The 20,808-nt window shown below is 39.0% G+C and carries 16 protein-coding genes; 1 reads left to right on the top strand and 15 read right to left on the bottom strand.

Translation table 11 applies throughout. The annotated features are described in order from the left end of the window. Nucleotides 1–79 precede the first annotated feature (79 nt). The 9 genes from GMD1S_RS00995 to eno form a co-directional block, all read right to left on the bottom strand. Nucleotides 80–373 carry a hypothetical protein gene (locus GMD1S_RS00995; protein ID WP_000404133.1) on the bottom strand — a complete coding sequence of 98 codons (294 nt, stop codon included), beginning with the start codon at nucleotides 371–373 and terminating at the stop codon, nucleotides 80–82. Nucleotides 374–396: 23 nt separating this feature from the next. Continuing rightward, nucleotides 397–1,089 carry a YjjG family noncanonical pyrimidine nucleotidase gene (locus tag GMD1S_RS00990; RefSeq protein WP_001146398.1) on the bottom strand — a complete coding sequence of 231 codons (693 nt, stop codon included), beginning with the start codon at nucleotides 1,087–1,089 and terminating at the stop codon, nucleotides 397–399. 85 nt (nucleotides 1,090–1,174) lie between these two features. Beyond that, nucleotides 1,175–4,300, bottom strand: a complete 3,126-nt coding sequence (locus GMD1S_RS00985; protein WP_000215696.1) for a type I restriction endonuclease subunit R, EcoR124 family — start codon at nucleotides 4,298–4,300, stop codon at nucleotides 1,175–1,177. Nucleotides 4,301–4,311: 11 nt separating this feature from the next. After that, nucleotides 4,312–5,448 carry a restriction endonuclease subunit S gene (locus GMD1S_RS00980; protein ID WP_000134180.1) on the bottom strand — a complete coding sequence of 379 codons (1,137 nt, stop codon included), beginning with the start codon at nucleotides 5,446–5,448 and terminating at the stop codon, nucleotides 4,312–4,314. Between the two features lies 1 nt (nucleotide 5,449). Further along, the gene (locus tag GMD1S_RS00975) at nucleotides 5,450–8,209 is read right to left on the bottom strand and encodes a type I restriction-modification system subunit M (protein WP_001041616.1); all 2,760 of its coding nucleotides are present in this window, start codon (nucleotides 8,207–8,209) and stop codon (nucleotides 5,450–5,452) included. A 130-nt stretch (nucleotides 8,210–8,339) separates the two neighbouring features. After that, nucleotides 8,340–9,254 (bottom strand): hypothetical protein, encoded by a 915-nt coding sequence (locus GMD1S_RS00970; RefSeq protein WP_001178524.1) that lies wholly within the window; start codon nucleotides 9,252–9,254, stop codon nucleotides 8,340–8,342. Nucleotides 9,255–9,437: 183 nt separating this feature from the next. Then, complete coding sequence (locus GMD1S_RS00965; RefSeq protein ID WP_002880726.1) at nucleotides 9,438–10,274, bottom strand: AraC family transcriptional regulator; 837 nt, start codon at nucleotides 10,272–10,274, stop codon at nucleotides 9,438–9,440. A gap of 202 nt (nucleotides 10,275–10,476) precedes the next feature. Next, on the bottom strand, nucleotides 10,477–10,971 hold the full coding sequence (locus GMD1S_RS00960; RefSeq protein ID WP_000031464.1) for a YkgJ family cysteine cluster protein: 495 nt from the start codon (nucleotides 10,969–10,971) through the stop codon (nucleotides 10,477–10,479). A gap of 128 nt (nucleotides 10,972–11,099) precedes the next feature. Further along, complete coding sequence (eno, locus tag GMD1S_RS00955) at nucleotides 11,100–12,404, bottom strand: surface-displayed alpha-enolase (protein ID WP_000022821.1); 1,305 nt, start codon at nucleotides 12,402–12,404, stop codon at nucleotides 11,100–11,102. A 162-nt stretch (nucleotides 12,405–12,566) separates the two neighbouring features. Between eno and GMD1S_RS00950 the strand changes: the two genes are divergently transcribed. Next, the gene (locus GMD1S_RS00950) at nucleotides 12,567–13,013 is read left to right on the top strand and encodes a DUF1694 domain-containing protein (RefSeq protein WP_000131100.1); all 447 of its coding nucleotides are present in this window, start codon (nucleotides 12,567–12,569) and stop codon (nucleotides 13,011–13,013) included. On the opposite strand, the gene GMD1S_RS00945 is transcribed toward GMD1S_RS00950, so the two are convergent. The 6 genes from GMD1S_RS00945 to glgB all read right to left on the bottom strand — a co-directional run bounded on the left by GMD1S_RS00945 (nucleotide 13,010) and on the right by glgB (nucleotide 20,592). After that, nucleotides 13,010–14,125, bottom strand: coding sequence for a glycerate kinase (locus GMD1S_RS00945; RefSeq protein ID WP_000706320.1), 1,116 nt, complete (start codon nucleotides 14,123–14,125; stop codon nucleotides 13,010–13,012). The genes GMD1S_RS00950 and GMD1S_RS00945 overlap by 4 nt on opposite strands. A gap of 8 nt (nucleotides 14,126–14,133) precedes the next feature. Then, nucleotides 14,134–14,778, bottom strand: coding sequence for a phosphoserine phosphatase SerB (gene serB, locus GMD1S_RS00940; protein WP_000084494.1), 645 nt, complete (start codon nucleotides 14,776–14,778; stop codon nucleotides 14,134–14,136). A 58-nt stretch (nucleotides 14,779–14,836) separates the two neighbouring features. After that, entirely contained in the window at nucleotides 14,837–16,270 is a 1,434-nt protein-coding gene (gene glgA / locus GMD1S_RS00935) for a glycogen synthase GlgA (RefSeq protein WP_000697273.1), read from the bottom strand. Beyond that, nucleotides 16,267–17,406: a glucose-1-phosphate adenylyltransferase subunit GlgD gene (glgD, locus tag GMD1S_RS00930; RefSeq protein ID WP_000687048.1), complete on the bottom strand. Its 1,140-nt coding sequence runs from the start codon at nucleotides 17,404–17,406 to the stop codon at nucleotides 16,267–16,269. Before glgD ends, glgA begins: the two co-directional genes overlap by 4 nt. Beyond that, nucleotides 17,396–18,538 (bottom strand): glucose-1-phosphate adenylyltransferase, encoded by a 1,143-nt coding sequence (locus tag GMD1S_RS00925; protein WP_000787263.1) that lies wholly within the window; start codon nucleotides 18,536–18,538, stop codon nucleotides 17,396–17,398. The genes glgD and GMD1S_RS00925 overlap by 11 nt, the downstream gene beginning before the upstream one ends. 158 nt (nucleotides 18,539–18,696) lie before the next feature. Continuing rightward, entirely contained in the window at nucleotides 18,697–20,592 is a 1,896-nt protein-coding gene (glgB, locus tag GMD1S_RS00920; RefSeq protein WP_001064535.1) for a 1,4-alpha-glucan branching protein GlgB, read from the bottom strand. Between the last annotated feature and the right edge of the window lie 216 nt (nucleotides 20,593–20,808).

The following is a 20,808-nucleotide window of genomic DNA, read 5'->3' as shown; positions in this document are numbered from 1 at the left end:
AGTGGCTATCTAAACCACTTTTTACAGTTCTTATATATACTGTTATTCATCCTAGTATTGGACATTAGTATTCACAGTATCAATCAGCCATTAAAAACTTTTCGATTGTTTCAATAGCATAGGAAAGTTGATTATTTACAGACTTCATCCGTTCAAAATTAGCGTCCATATAGTAGAGTTCAGATAAGCCACCCCTAGGGAGAAAAAGTGAATAGTGGATATTCATCTTCTCTCGAGTACTTAACTCTATATGATTGCTTATGATATACTTTAACTCTTTTAACGAATTTACTTGAGCAACCACACCTTTTAACTGATACTGCTCGATGAGATTTAGTAAGTTATCAATCTCTTCAATGACTTTAATTTCCATATCAACACCTCTTAGGAAAATCACTACAAAGCATCTAAACAATCCAGCAAGTCTTGGTAAGAATGAACTTCATAAGTCGGCTGGGCTTGTGTGTGATTTTCGAGGTGATGAGGGTTGTACCAGATGGTGTCAATGTCAGCATTATTACCACCTTGAATGTCAGCTGTTAAGGAATCTCCAATCATCAGCGTCTTTTCTTTATCAAATCCTGCAATCTGCTGACCGATTTTTTCATAGAATAGTGCATCAGGTTTTTGCGTTTGCAATTGCTCAGAGATAAAGACTTGGTTGAAATAGGGAGCCAGACCAGATTGAGCCAGACGTCCTGTCTGGATGGCAGTAATCCCATTTGTCGCAGCATACAAGTCATAATCACGTTCGATGAGGCTGTCCAAGAGTTCATGAGTACCCGAAAGAGTTTGTCCCTGTTGGGCTAAGTAAAATTGGTAACGCTGGGCAAGTAACCTACCGTCTTTTTTCTGTCCAAAATGGGCAAATAAACGAGAAAAGCGCGTGTTAATCAGTTCTTGTTTACTGATTTTCTTTTGCTCCAAGTCCTTCCAGAGAGCCTTGTTCATAGGAACGTAATAGTCTTTATAGGCTTGAATGTCCGCAACTCCTTCTTCCTTTAGAAGTTGCGTCAAAGCCACATCCTCAGCAGCATCAAAATCAAGCAAGGTGTGATCTAGATCAAAAAGTAGAAATTTGTAGGGCAATTTGAGAGTTTTCCTTTCTGAAATGAATTGATATTCACGATGATAAAATAGTTGAATTAAGAATATCAGGATGAAAGCAAATTATTCAGACTTCAAAACCACCTTCAAGAATAAATCGCTTGAGTAAATCTGATGTTTTTACATTTACCTTAAACGTTGTCAGTGTATTTCCAGCTATATTTTCAAAATACGACTTAGCCTTCTGTTTATCAACAGAATTTTTTAAAAGATCAAAACGACCAAATTCATTTAATGTTATTTCAGTCAACTTCATAGACATCATTTGTCTTAACAGTTCTTCATCAAGACCAAAGGTATCGCTTAAACGTTTAATTCGATCATAATGAATTTGAACCTGATAGTCATTAATGTAGTCACGAAGTGTCAGTGTACTATCTACCTCTATCTCCCCATTTTGAATATCGTGTAAGATTAAATTTGCAATTTTTTGCTCTTCCTGTGTCAGGGTTGCAAAGGTTTTGTGCAGTTCATTCAAAAGACTTTCAGATTCCTCCGTTCCCAAAGCTTTAATATACTTTTGGAAACGAGAATTCATATAGTCAGCATCAATCATTCCAGTATCTATTTCAATTATAGAGGTTGACAAATCAAATGGTACATCACCTGGACCTTTGCCTCCACCCCCATTACTCATCAGTTCCTTATAGCGAATAACTAAAATGTTATACGTCGTCTCATCGCATACTACATCCACTACTGATTTTTTCTTTCCAGCACCTTTTGAAATTTCGTAGTGTAATTTAGACCATTTAAAGCCTTGAATTCGAGCTGCTTCAAGATAATCGTTAAACGAATTAAATAGTTTAGCAAATTTTGCTTTTTCACTTCTCTCAGCAGGAAGTTTCTCAAAATTTTCTACACCAGAACTTTCAAAAATGTCCCGAATTTGATAAAAACGAGTATTTAGCATGACTAAATTCTGATCTAACTTATTGACAAAAAGCTCTACAGGACTGTCGCCTGAATAAAGCTGAACTGCATCTTCAATATTCCGTTCCATAGTGTGAGGTTTACGATAATAGCGGATGGTACCAAATGGTTTGTCCTCTCCAAAAATCCTATTGGTTCGAGAAAAGGCTTGGATAATCAGTTCATCCTTCATCAATTGGTCTACATAAAGAGTATTAACCCATTTAGAATCAAATCCTGTTAACATTTGATTTACAACGATAAGTAAGTCTAATTGCTTTTCTGGCTCTCTTTCAATCCATTTATGCTGGTGTTTGTGCGCCAAACGATTAGAAACATCCTTTTTGAAACGATCATGAGATGCCAAAGTGTAAAGCTGACCATATTGTTTCTCATAATCAGTTAGAATCTCTACAAGAGCATCTTCTTTAAAATCAAAGCCATCATTATTATCAACATTTGGATCAAATAACGCTGTTACTCTTAACTCAGGCTTTATTGCTTTCAGCAACCGATAATAAGAAATAGCTTCTTGGATACTGCTAGTCGCAAAAATAGCATGGAATTTTCCATTACGACTCAAGGTTAACCAGTTATCACAGATGTCCTTCACAACAGCTTTCTGATAGTCAGGTGTTAGATATTGATTTTTTGGTATGTAGTCTTCAATTCCTTTGATGTACTTCCCTTTTCTATTCATAAAGCCTGCCATCTTGACTTTTGAACCATCCATAAAGTGATAGTAGACTTTACTCTTTTCCTGCTTACTAACTGCTTCTTCTACACTAGAAGCTTTCGCCTGATTTAGGGCTACTTTTTCTCTGATTTCACGATCCTTATAGATTAAGACTTTATAAGGATCAAATCCTAAAACATTTTTATCGCGAATTCCATCCGCGATAGTGTAATGATGTAATTCTTGACCAAAAATCGAAGTTGTTGTATTCTTTTTTCGCTCATTTTCCTTTTTAATAGGCGTACCAGTAAAACCGAAGAACAGAGCTTGAGGAAAGGTCTCTTTAATGGTAATCATCATCTCGCCAAAAGTAGAGCGATGAGCCTCATCGATGATAAACACAATCCTATTTTTTCTCATCTCTTCCAGCTCTGCATCGGTCATCCCATCCTCCTCTTTGATATTACTCATCTTTTGAATAGAGGTAACAATCAAAGTATTTTCGGGAGACTTACTTTTCAAGCGAGTCCTAAGCATAGTTGTATTTTTTGTTTCTTGAACTGATTCTCTCTCCTCTGCAAAACCTCGATATTCTTTTATAGACTGAGTTCCTAGTTCAATTCTATCCAATAAAAATATTACTTTATCTGCATCTTTTGAGTTAGCAATTAGCTGGGCAGCTTTAAAACTAGTCATGGTCTTGCCAGATCCTGTTGTATGCCAAATAAAACCACCAAGCTGATTGCGATCAGCCCACTTATTTTTAGCTACCCGGTCAGAAATTGCTGCAACTGCATAGTATTGGTAGCTACGTAAAACTTTTAAAATTCCATCCGACTGGTCAGCTATAGTGTAATAACCGATTAGCTGATGCGCCATCGGGATTGACAAAAGATAAACAGCAATATCTTTCCAGTTGTTGATTAACTCATTATTAAAATCTTCCCAATGGAAATAATAATCTGAATTAAAACGTCCATCCGGTCCTGGATTGGCAAAGTAGACAGTTTCATTCGGCTCCATGGCCACAAAGATTTGAACCAAAGAGAAGAGACCTTTGAAAATGCCCTCTCTGGCATATTTTTCTATTTGTATTGTGGCATGGCTGACTGGAACACCACTGCGTTTTAGCTCCAAGTGAAAGACTGGCATGCCATTGATTAAAAGCATCAAATCGCCTCGTCTATCATGGAGAATAGGAGATTTTGTTGGAAATTGAGGCTGTCTTGCAATCTGATAGCGACTTGAACCTGCAGCAATCTCCTTACGATTATAGATTTTGAGACTAATCTCTTTTCCAAAATGCTCAGGATCTGCTGGATTGTCTCTTTTGACTGAGACTGAACCTCCGTTGATGAAACCGTTCAGCTTTAGTGGTGTTCGGAGATTTTCAATCTGCTCTAAAATCTGAGCCATTTCACCGTCTGTTAAAGGCTGGTCATTGAGACGGTCGCGTTCACGATTATTATCAAAGAGAATCCTGGCCCAATTCTCAATCAGATCCTGCTCAGTGGGGTAGTGGAGGATTTCTTTTTCCCAGCCCTTGGTAAAAAGTACCTCTATCAAGGCCTGTTCAAAATCAGCTTCTTTGCTAAAAACAGTCATCTGTAACTCCTTTACATCATCATTTGTTCAAGTAAAGCTTTTTTCATATTCTGCAGTTTGTCCAGTCTACGCTGTTGAAGGGCAATGAACTTATCTAGGTCTTGGAAGAGGGATGACAGGATGGAAATCTCTCTAAAATCATTAGGGATAACTAAACTAATCTCTGACATTACATTATTCATTAGTTTCGGGTTGCCAACTTTTGAAACATATTTCCAAGCTTCGTTATTTAATATTTCTGCAATCACTTTATTAGCAAAACCTTCATCAGACAATAAGACACCGTTCACATTTGTACTATAAAATTTTCCTTCCCTATAATTTACCGTTCCAGCATTTGCTCCATCAGTTGTCCAAGTTACTGCTGTTTCAAATAAATATTTATCATAATATCCTAACAATCCTTCGTTTTTGGTTTGAGAAGAATATACGGGATATTTATGAGTATCTGTTTTTTCTTCTGATATCTCCGTTGTTGCTAGTACTTGTCCCCTAGTAACTCTAAAAATATCTGAAACTTTCACTTCCTTCCACTCATCTTCAAATCCTGCGAAGCGAAGGACTGGTTTCTTTTGTCCTTTGGCTGGGGAGAGGAGCTTGAGGTAGGTTTTCTTCTGCTCTTTGAGAACCTCTAACTTACGCTGTTGAAGTGTAATGAGCTTGTCCAGATCTTGGAAGAGGCTGCCAATGGCCCTTTGTTCGGGGGGAGAAGGAAAGAAAATTTTATAATTACCTAACTGGGGAACGGTTAACTGGGGAACTCCCGTTGATTCAATTACAATATTTTGGGTATTTATAGCATTCTCTAAAAAAACAACATCATAATCTGATTTTAATGATAGAAGACGCACAACAGGAGTAAAATTTTCGTTACGAGCTTTTGCTACTCCAACATTACCTCTGCCAGTTACTGTAACTGCAGGAGCCTCTATTCTAAAGCTATCATTATAATACCCAATAATTCCGTCATTTGTAAGAGCATTGGCAACGACCGGATATTTCCCATTATTCAATAATTTAGATTTATCAATATCTCCACCAGCAGATATTTCTGAGCACTCCTCCAACTTCCGCTGTTCCCAAGCTTCCGCATTTTGACCTGAAAATTCTTTGAAACGAATAGCTGGTGCTTTTCTTTCTTCCGTCATCTTAATTTCTATTTAGGAGATTTTGAAACTCCCTCAATCCTTTCATATCAAATTCTGGCCCATCCAACTGGTCAATCATATCAGAGAGACTTTGCTCGACAGCTGCTAGTTCTTTGCTGACATCTTCAAAAGTTTCTGAGTATTTATCCGCTACTCCTGTGACATGTTTTATCAGCTGAGTAAATAAGACATCTGGTAATTGATTCAACTCCTCAACGACTGGGACAATCCATTTCTTCTCAAGCAGTTCATTAGCCTCTTCATCTGACAAGCTTTCAATGACTTGCTTCGTTTTCAAATGGAGCTTTTTCTCTGCTTCCTTAACTATAGTAGCTAGTTGCTTTTCTTCTTCTTGAAGTTTAATGACATTCTGTAAAGTAGCCTCAAAGCTTCCTTCCTCAAAAACTGTTTGACATTGCAACCACAGGATATAGCTTCTCACACTAACTACTCCGTAAGTTTTGTCTTTTAATGTCTCCATTGATGACCAGGATACTTCAGGGTGAGCAGCTATAAAATCCATTTTTTCTGCTTTCTTAGCTTTCCTATCTAACAGATCGAGATAAGTTCTTAAAGTCGAAATCTCCAAGCTATCCACTTCGGCATAAATATCCTCCAGCAATAGATTGACTTCCTTAGTGATAAAACCATCTTGCTCGTCAGTTAAAATCTGAAGTTCTTTTTCTTCTTCAGAAAGATTATCAATCAATTGAACATATGTATCCTTAATCTCTTGCAACCTAGCTTTTTGAGCTTTTATCTGCTCCAATTCTTCTGTAAGTTGGACTTCCTGAACCAACTCAAAAGGTAGTATGCGACCTATCCAGCCTTCCTGTTGTTCTTCTGCTTCTTTTCCCTTCTTTTTCTTTATGACAATATTTGGATCCACGCGCTTAACAGTTTGAAAACCTTCGGTCTGTATCATCTCCAAATCCTGAGAAATTTCCTGCCATCCATCGTCTAAAAGTTGATAGGCAGTGTAAGGATCAACTATGGGATAGTCAAATAAATTCTTGAATAGCTGCTGACTAATCACAGACTCGGCCTGGGGTAAAGAAACAGATAAAGCCTGAACTACCAAATAATCATATAGGTATGCAGAAAACGATTCAAAGCTCTGATGATAATCGGATAAGAATTTTTTTATATCCTCATTATTTAAAATCACTTGTTTTAAGTCTGAACTTTTAAACTCGACATAAGGAGATCCATCATCTTCAAAAAGGTCAGAAAATAAACTGGGGAAAGCGCACCAAAAAGGATCTAATTTGGCCAGCTCTGATTTAGGAATTCCTCCATACATAGAAGCATAAATATCCCAAGATTCCTGAGGTTCAGATGAATCAACATAACGTGGGATGTTAAGGTTATAGTCTTGCTGGCGAAGCTCTTCTTTTGATACCAGACGAGAATATCCCTCTATCGTTTCACGATTATTTACGATATCAACAATCTTCTTAATGTCAGAAGCACGAAGTTGGTTGTTTTTCCCAACTTTTACAAAGCCTTTAGAGGCATCTACAATCAAGATATCATCTCTATCTCTATGCTGTTTTAGCACCATAATAATCGTAGGAATCCCTGTACCAAAAAAGATATTTGAAGGCAAACCAATAATTGCATCAATCTTATTTTTTTCGATTAAATTCATACGAATTTTTCTTTCTTCGCCCCCTCGAAAAAGAACGCCATGAGGAAGAACAATAGCCATAATGCCATCCGGCTTTAAATGGTATAAATCATGAAGCAAAAATGCATAATCTGCTTTGGTTCTAGGAGCTAAACCAAAACCAAAGTAGCGGGGATCATCTTCTTTATGTTCAGAATCCCATTTCTGCGAATAAGGTGGATTTGAAACAACAGCATCAACGTAGAGTGGATTATAAGTATTCACAGGATCGTTTTCATTAAAATAAGGCCAGTCATCCTCCAAGGTATCCCCGTTTCGAGTGATAATATTGGATGGCAAAATTCCTCGCATAATCAAATTCATACGTGTCAAATTGTAGGTGTTGCTCTTTAATTCTTGGGCATAATATTGGATTTTATTTTCCCCTTGGATAAATTTTGAAGCAGATTGCCCGATGTTGATGAGCAAAGAGCCCGATCCACTAGTCGGATCATAAATTTTAATCTCATCTTTATCATGGAGATGATGGGCCACAATTTCAGAGATTAGTACAGAGACTTCGTGAGGGGTATAAAACTCCCCTGCCTTTTTACCAGCATTTGCTGCAAACATGCTAATCAGATATTCGTAAATGAAGCCCAAAACATCGTAGTCTCTTCTCCCTTCCATAGGAATTGACTTAATTAATGTAAGAAGTCTGCTAATAGCTTTTGTCTGAGAAGCAGATGATTCTCCAAGCTTACTTAGGCCAGTTTGGAGAGTATCAAAGACGCCATCAAAAACATGTTTATGTCCTTTACCAATTAATCGATTAAATGCTGACAAGGCATCTCGAACATTCGATACATCGAAATCAACCCCTTTTTTAATCCAAGTAGAAAAGAGATTATCATAACTGATAAAATAACCAATTTTTTCTTGTATATATTTTACAGTTTCTTCATCAGACTCTGATAAATCAGATAGATCGTCACCGTATCCTTCTTGAGAAAGGAATTGTTCTTCTTTATCTGATAAAAACTTGTAAAACATAAATCCTAGAATATAATCTTTATATTCGTTGGCTTCTATTTTAGAACGCATTTCATTGGCTGATTCCCAAATTTTTGCAGCTAATTGTTGCTTATTCATATTTGTATCCTATTAATCTAAAATATATTTACTTTCTATTATACCACAAGTAGCAAAAAGCAGTTCTTCATTTTACGAAAAACTGCTTTTACTAACTAGTTTTTAATGCATAGAGTCATCTCTTTGTTCTCTACTTTACATATAAATCTTTAAAGAGACCGTCCACTTCTGCTATTTGATAGAGCAAGTTGGATAGTTCTTGGTAATCTTCTTTTAAACATGAAAGGTGGGCTTGACCAAATAAAGAAGCCAACTCCTCTTTTAATCTTGCCCCTTCTGGATCATGATCTTTTAAAAATTTACTGAGATAGAGACTTCGAACAGCCGCAAGTTTAAAGCTGAAATATTGATGCAATTGTTTTTGCTCGGTATTTAAGCCGTTTTCAGCAACTGCTTTTGCATAGCATTTCAAAACACCGTTTTGACCATTCAGATATCGGGACTTTATAATCTTTGCTGTTTCCTGATAGATTTCAGTCTGACTAGGAGTCTTGAGCCGCTTAAAATTCCCCCACATGGAGTAGGCTCCGCGCTTATAGTCAATAGCCTCTGCCTTCCATGCTTCTAGTATGTCATTAAAAGCAACCTTCATACAGGCAAAACCAGCTGGATCATGCAAATAGAGGTGCTGATGATCAATGCCATACACGGTTACGAAGTGATCCACACCATAAAGGATTGTGTGATTGGGATTGTAAGTCAGATGGCCCATATCAAGAGGTCCCAGAACGACAGGTCCATTTGACAGAAATGTTTCCAACTTTCTTTTAACCTCTTCCAAATCTACTTCCGCGCCATCTTTTAGATAGAAGTCCTCATAGTCAAACCCAAGTATTTTTAAGGAATGAGAGATGGAAAGATCTGGCATTCCATTATCAAAAAATACTAGAGGGTGCTCCTCATCTTCCTTTACGATACTAGCTCCATTTCCCATCACCATAATTGCCTCTAAAAACTCTGCTTTAAAGTCATAGCCATAGCCATCCAGTGCCATTGCCAATGAATAACTATAGCAAAGTGACACATCTCCAAAATACATCTGCATATTCCTGCCTCCTTATCTTCTATGGGACTATTATACCGAGAAAACTATTCGCATGCCCCATAAAATCCAAACAAAAAATATGGTTTGTTTGTTTACAGACATGAATGTCAACAATTAAAAACTCTGTAAAAGCTATCTTCTACAGAGTTTGATTTGCATCTTTATAAAAAATCAGAAAATGATCTAGTCCCTGATGACTGGTATCCAGAGTTCCATTTGGTAGTCTGAGGACGACATATCTCCTTTGAAATAAACTTCAAAGTCTGGGGCTCCTGAGTGGCGATAGCCAGTTTCTGGAAAAAAGACCTCTAAGACATATTTCCAAGCATTGTGAATGCTAGCAGGTATAGGGCCTTTGACTGGTACGATAGCATATTCAGCGGCTGGGATATCTTTGATGGACAGACCTAGTTCTTCTGCTTTAGTTTTATCCGTCACATCATAAGCAGCCATATAGTTGATGATTTCGCCTTCTTTGACATCCGAGCAGACGCCAAAAGATTGGCCACTGCCTAGACTCTCTAGGCTTTCAAAGCTGTGATGGGCATAGAGATGCTCCCAAGCAGACGGGCATTTGCTATTGTCAATAGCTTCCAATAGGACGCCTGCCACGGTAAAAGCAGGTTTCTTTTGAATCTTGATATCCATGTTCTTTCCTCCTGTGATTTTTAAGGATAATTGAAGTCTAGGAAAGATCCGATAAGGTTTTCCTTTTCGAACTTCTGAGGGAGTTGCACCATGGAATTTCTTGAAGGCTGTGCTGAAGGCGTCAGCAGACTCATAGCCGTATTTCATTGCTATGTTAATGACTTTCTCAGTGCTTTCCCGCAAGTCCATCACAGCCTCTGACAACCTGCGATTGCGCAAGTATTCTGCTAATGTCATATCTGCCAGGATAGAAAATAGCCTGCTAAAGAGAGAGTAAGAATAGCCCGATAGCTGCTGAAATCTTTTCATATCCACTTCTCCAGTCAGTTGCTGCTCCAAATAATCCATGGTTTGATTGAATTGATGCATCATATTCTTCTTTTCTTACCTCCATAAGATACAAAGGTCATTAAAAGCAAAGTGAAAATGGGAAAATTATCGCTGGTTCTTCTGATTCTAGGTAATTTTTTCTTTTTCGCATAGCTTTTAGTCCGTGTTCAATTCTATCTATATTCTAACAAATACAGGATACTTCCACCCTAGAATCTTTGTACAAGATTTAAAGGTGTAAATTCTATAACTTATCTTTTAATTTCTCAACAAAGAGATAGGCTGCAGGGCAGGTCAAGGTATTCTTAATCGTCAAATGGTTGATTTGATGGATCTTTTTCCGATCTGTATGGGGGAATTCACGACAGGCCTTGGGACGAACATCATAGATGCAGCAGAGATTGTCTCCTCCTAGAAAGGGGCAAGGCATGGATTTGAAAACTTTATCCCCATCTTCATCCACCTGAAGGAATTCCGCTTCAAAAGCCGGTAATTTCATCTTAAAGTACTTAGCGATACGGGTGATATCTGCTTCTTTAAAGTCGGGCCCCAAAGTCTTGCAACAGTTGGCACAGGCAGTGCAATCAATCTCAGCAAAGACTTCTTGGTGAATCTGCTGCGCAATCTTATCTAAGTTTTTAGGAGGTTTTTTCTTTAGATTAGCTAACACTTTGCGGTGGTCCTTCTGCTTTTGCAAGGCTAGCTGATGGTAATACTCAATATCAATCTCTTTAGACATAATTTCTTCCTAATACAAGTGTTTTTGTCTATTATACCATAAACTCTGCCCCTTTCTTATCCCCTTGAACAGAAAAAAGCCCTTCGGAAAAAATCCGAGGGGCTTCAAACCTTGTTCACTGAACTAGATTATTTTTTAAGGTTGTAGAATGATTTCAATCCACGGTATTCAGCTACTTCACCAAGTTGGTCTTCGATGCGAAGCAATTGGTTGTATTTAGCGATACGGTCTGTACGTGAAAGTGAACCAGTCTTGATTTGTCCTGCGTTTGTTGCAACTGCGATGTCAGCAATTGTTGAATCTTCAGTTTCACCTGAACGGTGTGATACAACTGCAGTGTAACCAGCTTCTTTCGCCATTTCGATAGCATCGAATGTTTCAGTAAGTGTACCGATTTGGTTAACTTTAATAAGGATTGAGTTAGCAGCACCTTCTGCAATACCTTTTTCAAGGTAAGAAGTGTTTGTTACGAAGAAGTCGTCACCAACCAATTGAACTTTACCACCAAGACGTTCAGTAAGAGCTTTCCAACCGTCCCAGTCGTTTTCGTCCATACCATCTTCGATAGTGATGATTGGGTATTTGTTTACCAATTCTTCAAGGTAGTCGATTTGTTCTGCAGCAGTACGTACAGCAGCTCCTTCACCTTCGAATTTAGTGTAGTCGTAAACTTTACGTTCTTTATCGTAGAATTCTGATGAAGCACAGTCAAATCCGATAAATACGTCTTTACCAGGAACATATCCAGCAGCTTCGATCGCAGCAAGGATAGTTTCAACACCGTCTTCAGTTCCTTCGAAACGAGGAGCGAATCCACCTTCGTCACCTACGGCTGTTTCAAGACCACGAGATTTAAGGATTTTCTTAAGAGCGTGGAAGATTTCAGCACCCCAACGAAGAGCTTCTTTGAATGATGGTGCACCAGCAGGTACGATCATGAATTCTTGGAAAGCGATTGGAGCGTCAGAGTGAGAACCACCGTTGATGATGTTCATCATTGGAGTTGGAAGAACTTTAGTGTTGAATCCACCAAGGTAGCTGTAAAGTGGGATTTCAAGGTAGTCAGCAGCAGCACGAGCTACAGCGATAGACACACCAAGAATTGCGTTTGCACCCAATTTACCTTTGTTAGGAGTACCGTCAAGTGCGATCATAGCACGGTCGATAGCTTGTTGGTCACGTACATCGTAGCCGATGATTGCTTCAGCGATGATGTTGTTTACGTTGTCAACAGCTTTTTGTGTACCAAGACCACCGTAACGAGATTTGTCACCGTCGCGAAGTTCAACTGCTTCGTGTTCACCAGTAGAAGCTCCTGATGGAACCATACCACGTCCGAAAGCACCTGATTCAGTATAAACTTCTACTTCAAGTGTTGGGTTACCGCGTGAGTCTAGGACTTCGCGAGCGTAAACATCAGTAATAATTGACATTTTTTACTCTCCTTTGAGTTAAATTTTTTACACCTCTATGATACCTTAAAAATAAGCGTTTTTCAAGAAAAAACGTTATCTTTGTGCAAATTTTCCTTAACTTTATAAAGTAATCGCTTTCTTTTGTCTGTTTTCTTGCGATTTTTGTGATATACTGTTTTTATGACAGATTTATCAAAACAACTACTAGAAAAAGCTCATGGTGGGCCCAAATTAAACCCTGACGAACAACGCCGCTATCTCGGGACTTTCGAGGAAAGAGTTCTTGGCTACGCGGATATCAGTACTGCCAATAGTTCTGAATTAGAACATGGATTTTTCTCTATTTTAGAAAGCTTTCAAGAAAAGGTAGAGATACTTTTTGTGAAAATCTCACCAAGTATCGAGTTTGACAAACAGGTCTTTTACTTAAAACAAGCAAAGGAAAGCAACTGTCAGGCGACTATTATTTCAGACGATCATATCACCTCTCCTTTCGGTCTTGTCATTCATACAAATGAACCTGTTCAAGTAGACGAAAAGGACCTTAGACTTGCATTTTCAAGTCTTTGGGAGGAGAAAAAGGCAGAGGCTCCTAAAAAATCCGTATGGAAAAAATGGTTTGGCTAATGATTTCTCATGTTTAATAAACGGCCAATATTAGTAGCTGTGTGCTCCAAATAGAGACTTGCATTTTTCAAACTATCTTCCAAAGGTTCACTTTTCTCTAAAATAGAAAAGGCTGCTTGTATATTTTCGAATGGTAGGGAAGGTAAATCCTCGGAAAGACTACCACAAATAGCGATAACTGGAACTCCTTCAGGAGTTCTTTTTGCTACACCGATAGGAGCTTTTCCAACAAAGCTTTGACTGTCCAGTCTACCTTCTCCAACGATAACCAAGTCGGCCCCTGCAACCTTCTTGTCAAAGCCAATCAAATCCAAGCAAGTGTCAATCCCAGATACGATAGTGGCCTCAGCAAAGGCACAGAGCCCAGCCGCAATCCCACCGCCGGCTCCTGCTCCTTTAAGAGAGAGGGTTGATGGTGAAAATTTTCCATAGAACCGCTGTATAGCCAAATCTACTGTCTCAAACAAAGCAGGTTCCAAGCCCTTTTGTTTTCCAAATGTATAGGTTGCCCCTTGATGACCACATAGAGGGCTCACGACATCTGCTAAAATTCGGATTTTCACATCTTCAGGAAACCTAGACAACTTGCTATTTGAAACTGCCTCGAACTCAAGCAAAGTCTGACCGCAAGCTGGCAATTCCTTTCCATTCTTATCATAAAAACGATAACCTAAAGCAGCTGCAATGCCAATTCCACCATCATTACTTGCCGTACCACCTACACCGATATAGATTTCTTTCATTCCAAGATCAATGAGATGGCGAATCAACTCTCCGATACCTTTGGTTTGGATGTGAAGGGGATTTCGTTTCTCCCGCGGAATCTTTCCTAAACCAACCAAGTCAGCAACTTCAAAGAGCGCTATTTGGCCTTTATAAAAGCAGCGCATGGCTTCTTTTTGGCCAAAAGGTCCTGTCACTTCTTGCCATTTTTCTTCGAGTTCAAGAGAATGTCGAATAGCATCTACAGTTCCTTCCCCACCATCACCTACAGGGCAAAGCAGACATTCTACATCTGCTATCGATTTTTGGAATCCTCTTTTTATAGCTTGAGCGACCTCTTCTGCCATCAAACTTTCTTTAAAAGAATCGGGTGCAATTACAATTTTCATAGTTCCTCTCATTCTAAGAAATCAATCAAAGGTAGAACTTCCAAAAAATCCCTCGTATCTACATGACAAGCTATCTCTGTTTTTACGACCTCTTTGGCACAAAATGCAATACCACGTCCTGCTGACTTTAACATCAAGAGGTCATTGGCACCATCACCGATGGCAATCGTTCTTTCTTTGGGAAGTTTCAGTTCTTTTTTCCATTTCTCAAGAGTATCTTGTTTTACTTGACCTGTCACAATTTCACCAACTAGTCGACCTGTTAAAAAACCGTCTTTGACTTCCAACTGGTTGGCGGAGAAATAGGAGATACCAAGGGATTTTGCTAATCTCTCAACTATTGGTGCAAATCCACCAGACACTAGACCGACTAAAATACCCTTCTTTTGAAGTATGGAGATAAATTCTTGGGCATTCTTGGACAGATGAATGGATTTGATGACAGTATCAAAGACCGAAACCGGAAGGCTTTTTAACAAAGCTACCCTCGCTCGTAAACTTGTTTCAAAGTCCAGTTCACCTCGCATTGCCTGGCTTGTAATCTGCGATATTTCTTCTTCGCAACCTGCTTCTTTTCCTAAAAGATCAATCACTTCTTCTGCTATCAGGGTGCCGTCAACGTCCATGACACACAAGCCTTTTACTTGAGACATAAACTTTCCTTTCTAAACAGCCCAAAAATCGTATGAAAGAATCATACGATTTTATCTATTAGTTGACTAAACTATGGTACAAGTCCAGGTAAGATTTGCAGGCTGTATCCCATGAGAAATCGCATTCCATAGCTTGTTTTTGTAGATTTCTCCAAACGTCTGGCTGGTTCTTATAAACATCCAAGGCTGTTTGGAAACTCCAGTTAAGCCAATAAGGTGTTAAATTATCAAAGCTAAATCCAGTACCAGTTCCTTCGATTGGATTGAAGGATTGAACTGTATCTCTTAGTCCACCAACCTCATGAACCAATGGTAGAGTTCCATAGCGCATCGCCATCATTTGAGACAAACCACATGGTTCAAAACGACTCGGCATGAGGAAGAGATCACAAGCTGCGTAGATTTCTTGAGCAAGTTTGACGTCAAAAGTGATATTTGCTGATAGCTTGTCTGGATAGACTTGTGCAAACCAAGAGAAAGAATGTTCAAAAGCTGGGTCACCTGTTCCTAAAAGGACTATTTGAACGTCCTCCTGTAAGAAACGATGCAAGCTTTCTACAACAACATCAAAACCTTTTTGGCGCGTCAAACGAGAGACAATCCCAACTAGAGGAACATCTGCTCGTACAGGTAACCCAACTCTCTCTTGCAATTTTGCTTTGTTTTGAGCTTTTCCAGACAAATCTTCTTTATCAAAATGATAGTCTAAAAGTGGGTCTGTTTGAGGATTATAAAGATCTGCGTCAATACCATTAACAATACCTGAAACCTTACCTGACTCCATGCGAAGAATCTGGTCCAAACCGCAACCAAACTGACTGGTCATAATCTCGTGCGCATAGCTAGGGGAAACGGTTGAGACACGATCCGCGTAGAGAATACCTGCTTTCATCCAGTTGAGACAATCATTCCAGCGAAGGGTCCCATCAGCATAGCGTTCAAACCCAACACCGAACAAATCCCACAACATTCCTTCAGAAAATTGACCTTGGAATTCCAAATTATGAATGGTTAAAACGGTTCTGATTCCTTGATAGGCTTGAATCCAATGGTACTTTTCTTTTAACAAGAAGGGAATCATGGCTGTGTGGTAATCATGAACATGGAGAAGGTCAGGGATAAAGTCGATGCGTTCCATAGCTTCAAGAGCAGCCAGTTGGAAAAAGGCAAAGCGTTCACCATCGTCAAAATCACCGTACACATGACCACGGAAGAAATAATACTGATTATCAATGAAGTAGAAAGTAACCCCATTCAAGACCGTTTTCTTAATACCACAGTACTGTCTACGCCATCCTACACTAACTTCAAAATGGAGAACATCCTCTATCTGGTCGCCGAACTTAGCTTCTACCATATCATAATAAGGCAAGAAAACTGCAACTTCGTGCCCCGCTTTTACAAGTGATTTGGGAAGTGCGCCAATGACATCGCCCAAACCACCTGTTTTTGAAAAGGGTGCTCCTTCTGCCGCTACAAATAAAATTTTCATGAATAAATGTCCTCTGTTACTGTTTCACCCTTCTTCACTACAACTGGATGTTCTGCTGTGCCTCGAATGACAACACCGTCCGCAACCTCAACTCCTTTGTCTAGAATTGCATATTCAACCTGGGCACCTTGCCCAATCACAACACGAGGGAATAAAATGCTGTCCTTCACCACACTATCTTTGTGAACATAAATGTTACGAGATAGAACTGACTGAACTACTTCACCCTCAATGATACTACCAGAAGCAAACTGAGAACTTCTTACTTTTGAAGTATTCGCATAGTAGGTTGGTTCTTCATTCTTAACTTTTGTATAAATCTTTTGATTTGGTGAGAAGAGAGAATAGAACTTTTTAGATTCAAGCATATCAATATTTGCTTGATAATAGGACTGAACAGAGTGAATATTAGCTAAGTAGCCTGTGTATTCGTAAGCAAAAGCTCCTTCTTTTGCAGCTAAATCACGAAGAACATAGCGTAACTTTTCAGGATATTCTTTCTGAGCCTCTTCTTCAAGTCGTTCAATCAACCAAGGAGTATCCACAACAAAGATATCTGTAGACATGTTGAAGAGTTCATCCGTAGATTTGTTATCAAAGAGTTTGTGCGAACGAACATGGTCAGTTTCATCAATTTCCAAGATAGCATTCACATCTGAAATGTCTTTCTTCGGAAGTTTCTTATATACAACTGTGATCGGACCTTTCGTTGTATTGTGTAGGTGGAAGACTTGATTCAAGTCAATATTCACCAGCACATCGCAGTTAATCGAAACGGTTTGGTTTGAACCTGAACGTCTCAAGTAGGTAAGAAGCTGTTGGTAATACTCTTTTCCAACTGTACTGCTTTCAACACGAGTATTGTAAATTCCTAGATAGTAGTGACTTAGAAGGGTGGACAAGCCCCACTCACGACCTGAACGGATATGGTCGAATACTGAGCTGATATTATCTTGTTGGAAAATACCAAAGATACTACGAACACCTGCATTTGCAAGACTGGAAAGGGGGAAGTCAATCAAACGGTATTTCCCACCGAAAGGTAAGCTAGCTACCGGACGGTGTTCTGTTAATGTTGACATATCATGAAAACCAACTGTGTTTCCTAAAATGGCTGAATATTTATCAATCTTCATCTGTTGCTACCCCCACTACTTCATTGTATCCTACTACTTGTACTTCGTCAGTTCCGTCAATCTCTACGCCGTCTGCAATAATGGCACCTTCACCAATAATAGCACGAGTAATCTTTGCTCCATGGCCAATAATAGCCCCACTCATGATGACTGAATCAACGACCTCGGCTCCTTCACGAACCTGTGCTTCTGTTGAAAGAATCGAACGTTTAACCGTTCCATCTACAAAACAGCCATCCACGACCAATGAATCCTCAACGTGTGCATGTGCTCCAAAGTAGTTGGGTGGTGAGATCAAGTTTCTTGAGTAAATTTTCCACTGACGATTGCGGCTATCCAAGGCATTTTCTGGCGAAATGTACTCCATATTGGCTTCCCAAAGTGACTCAATCGTACCAACATCTTTCCAGTAGCCATTAAATTCATAAGCATAGACACTTTCACCAGACTCGAGATAGTTAGGGATAACGTTCTTCCCAAAGTCTGACATATCCACATTGCTCTTTTCAGCAACAACAAGCATATTGCGAAGTCGTTTCCAGTCAAAGATATAAATTCCCATAGAAGCCTTTGTAGACTTAGGTTGCGCAGGTTTTTCCTCGAATTCAACGATACGGTTATTGGCATCTGTGTTCATGATACCAAAACGGCTAGCTTCTTTGAGAGGTACGTCTAGGACAGCTACTGTCAAACTGGCATTGTTATCCTTATGGGACTGAAGCATATCATCGTAGTCCATCTTGTAGATGTGGTCACCAGAAAGAATCAAAACATACTCAGGATTAACACTGTCGATGTAGTCAATGTTTTGGTAGATAGCGTGACTAGTCCCTTCAAACCAACGGTTTCCTTCGCTGGCTGAATAAGGTTGTAAAATAGAAACGCCTGAACTGATACCATCCAATCCCCAGCTAGAACCATTTCCGATATGGTTGTTCAAAGCAAGAGGTTGGTACTGCGTAATCACACCAACATTATGGATTCCAGAGTTTGCACAGTTGGAAAGAGCAAAGTCAATGATACGGTAGCGCCCACCGAATTGCACTGCCGGTTTGGCAATGCTTTGAGTGAGTTTTCCGAGACGAGTTCCTTGCCCACCCGCAAGGATCAAAGCTAGCATTTCATTCTTCATTTTCTACTCCTTTATAAAGACATGTGAACGTTAAAATCGAAAGAAGGTCGGAAGTCAAACTTTTTTATAAAAATAATAGGAAATCCATTTCTCTTGTGTTTCAAGTCCAATACAAGTACATCCGTTTTTAAAATCTAAAAAATATCATCATCAGCCCATTATTCTTTTTTCTTGGTTGGTTTCAAACGACGCTTGATCTTCCAGATGCTTGCTCCCATGGCAGGCAGGGTAAAGGTCAAAGTCTGCTCATAATCTTTCCATAAGCCTTCTTGAGTCTGAACTGTTTGATTGTGCTCTTTCCACACACCTCCCCATTCTTCTAGTTCTGTATTCCAAACCTCTTCGTAAATACCTGCAACAGGTAAACCAATCGTAAAGTCCTTACGTTCAACTGGTGCCATATTAAAGACACAGACTAATACTTCGTCCTTCTTGCCCTTACGAATAAAGGAAAGGACACTCTGATCTCTATTATCAGCATCGATAATCTCGATACCATCATAACTAGTATCAATTTCCCACAGACAACGATGCTCTTTATAGAATTGATTCAGTTGTGAAGTGAAATGCTTCATCTTGGCATTCATCGGATCTTCTAGATTAGACCACTCCAACTGCTCCTCAGACTTCCACTCGAGGAATTGCCCGTACTCACTACCCATGAACAAGAGTTTCTTACCTGGATGACAAATTTGATAGGTGTAAAGATTGCGCAAACCAGCGAACTGATTGTAGCGATCTCCCCACATCTTATGCATCATACTCTTCTTACCATGAACTACCTCATCATGTGAGAAAGGTAGGAGATAGTTTTCATTGAAAACATACATAAAGCTGAAAGTCACAAGATTAAAGTCATACTTGCGATAAATCGGATCTTCCTCGTAGAAACGGAGAATATCGTTCATCCAGCCCATATTCCATTTATAGTCAAAGCCAAGACCACCCATTTCTTTCATGCCAGTAATCTTTGTCGCTGATGAACTTTCTTCTGCAATCATCATGATATCTGGATGAGCTAACTTAATCACTGTGTTCAAACGTTGAAGGAAATAATAACCCTCATAGTTAAGGTTTCCACCGTCTTTGTTTGGAGTCCAAGGAGCATTATCATAATCTAGATACAGCATATTGCTCACTGCATCGACCCGAATACCATCTAAGTGGTAAAAATCAATCCAAAATTTAATACTTGAAATCAAGAAAGACTGGACCTCATTTTTCCCGAGGTCAAAATTCAGCGCACCCCAACCGTAGTTATGAGCCTTGTTGTGATCTTGGTATTCAAAAGTTGGTGTGCCGTCATAATATGCTAATGCATCATCATTAATAGTGAAATGACCTGGAACCCAGTCTACGATAACACCGATATTATTTATATGACACTCTTCAACGAAATCTTGGAATTCCTCAGGTCTGCCATAGGAATGTTCAAAAGCAAAGTAACCCATAAGTTGATAGCCCCAGCTCAATCCAAGTGGGTGAGCCATTAAAGGCATGAACTCAATATGTGTATAGTTCATCTCAACCAAGTATGGAATCAACTCGTCCTTCAGTTGTGAAAAAGTATAGGGACTACCATCTGGATTTCTCTTCCAAGATCCTGCATGGGCCTCGTATATATTAACTGGTCTCTCGAAAAATCCCAAACGTTTGCGACGTGCTAGCCAAAGACCATCTTTCCATTTCTTTTCACGGATATTGGTCAGAACTGCTCCTGTGCCCGGTCTAGCTTCAAAATAAACTGCCAACGGATCAATCTTCATAATCTGGTGACCATTTGCACGCGTGATATGATATTTATAAATCTGACCTTCCTGAGCTTGACTCGTAAAGACTTCCCAAACACCTGCTTCATTACGAACCATAGGAATTTGATTCTCAACCCAATTAGTAAAATCACCAACTAGATGAACTGCTTGTGCATTTGGTGCCCAAACCCTAAAGGTATAGCCTATTTCTCCGTTTTTCTCCTCTCTATGCGCTCCTAAATAATGCTGGAGGTGAAAGTTCTCACCTGTAGTAAAGGTTCTTAATGCTTCTTGATTATTCATTCAATCCCCTTTCTTTTGTAAGCGTTTTCTATAATTCTATTATACACTCTTTTAAGATAACTTTCAAGTAATTTACGAAGGAAATCATATTTTTTTATGAAAGCCTTCAAAAAATTACCTAGCATTTTAAAAAAGATATCCTGAAAATAGAATACGAAACAATTTCCATATATTTTTTTATTATAATACCAGAATATTCGTTTTTTATCAATTTTT

Source organism: Streptococcus sp. GMD1S (genome assembly GCF_000296875.1).
Lineage (GTDB): Bacteria > Bacillota > Bacilli > Lactobacillales > Streptococcaceae > Streptococcus.
This window is presented reverse-complemented; position numbering and strand designations above follow the sequence as displayed.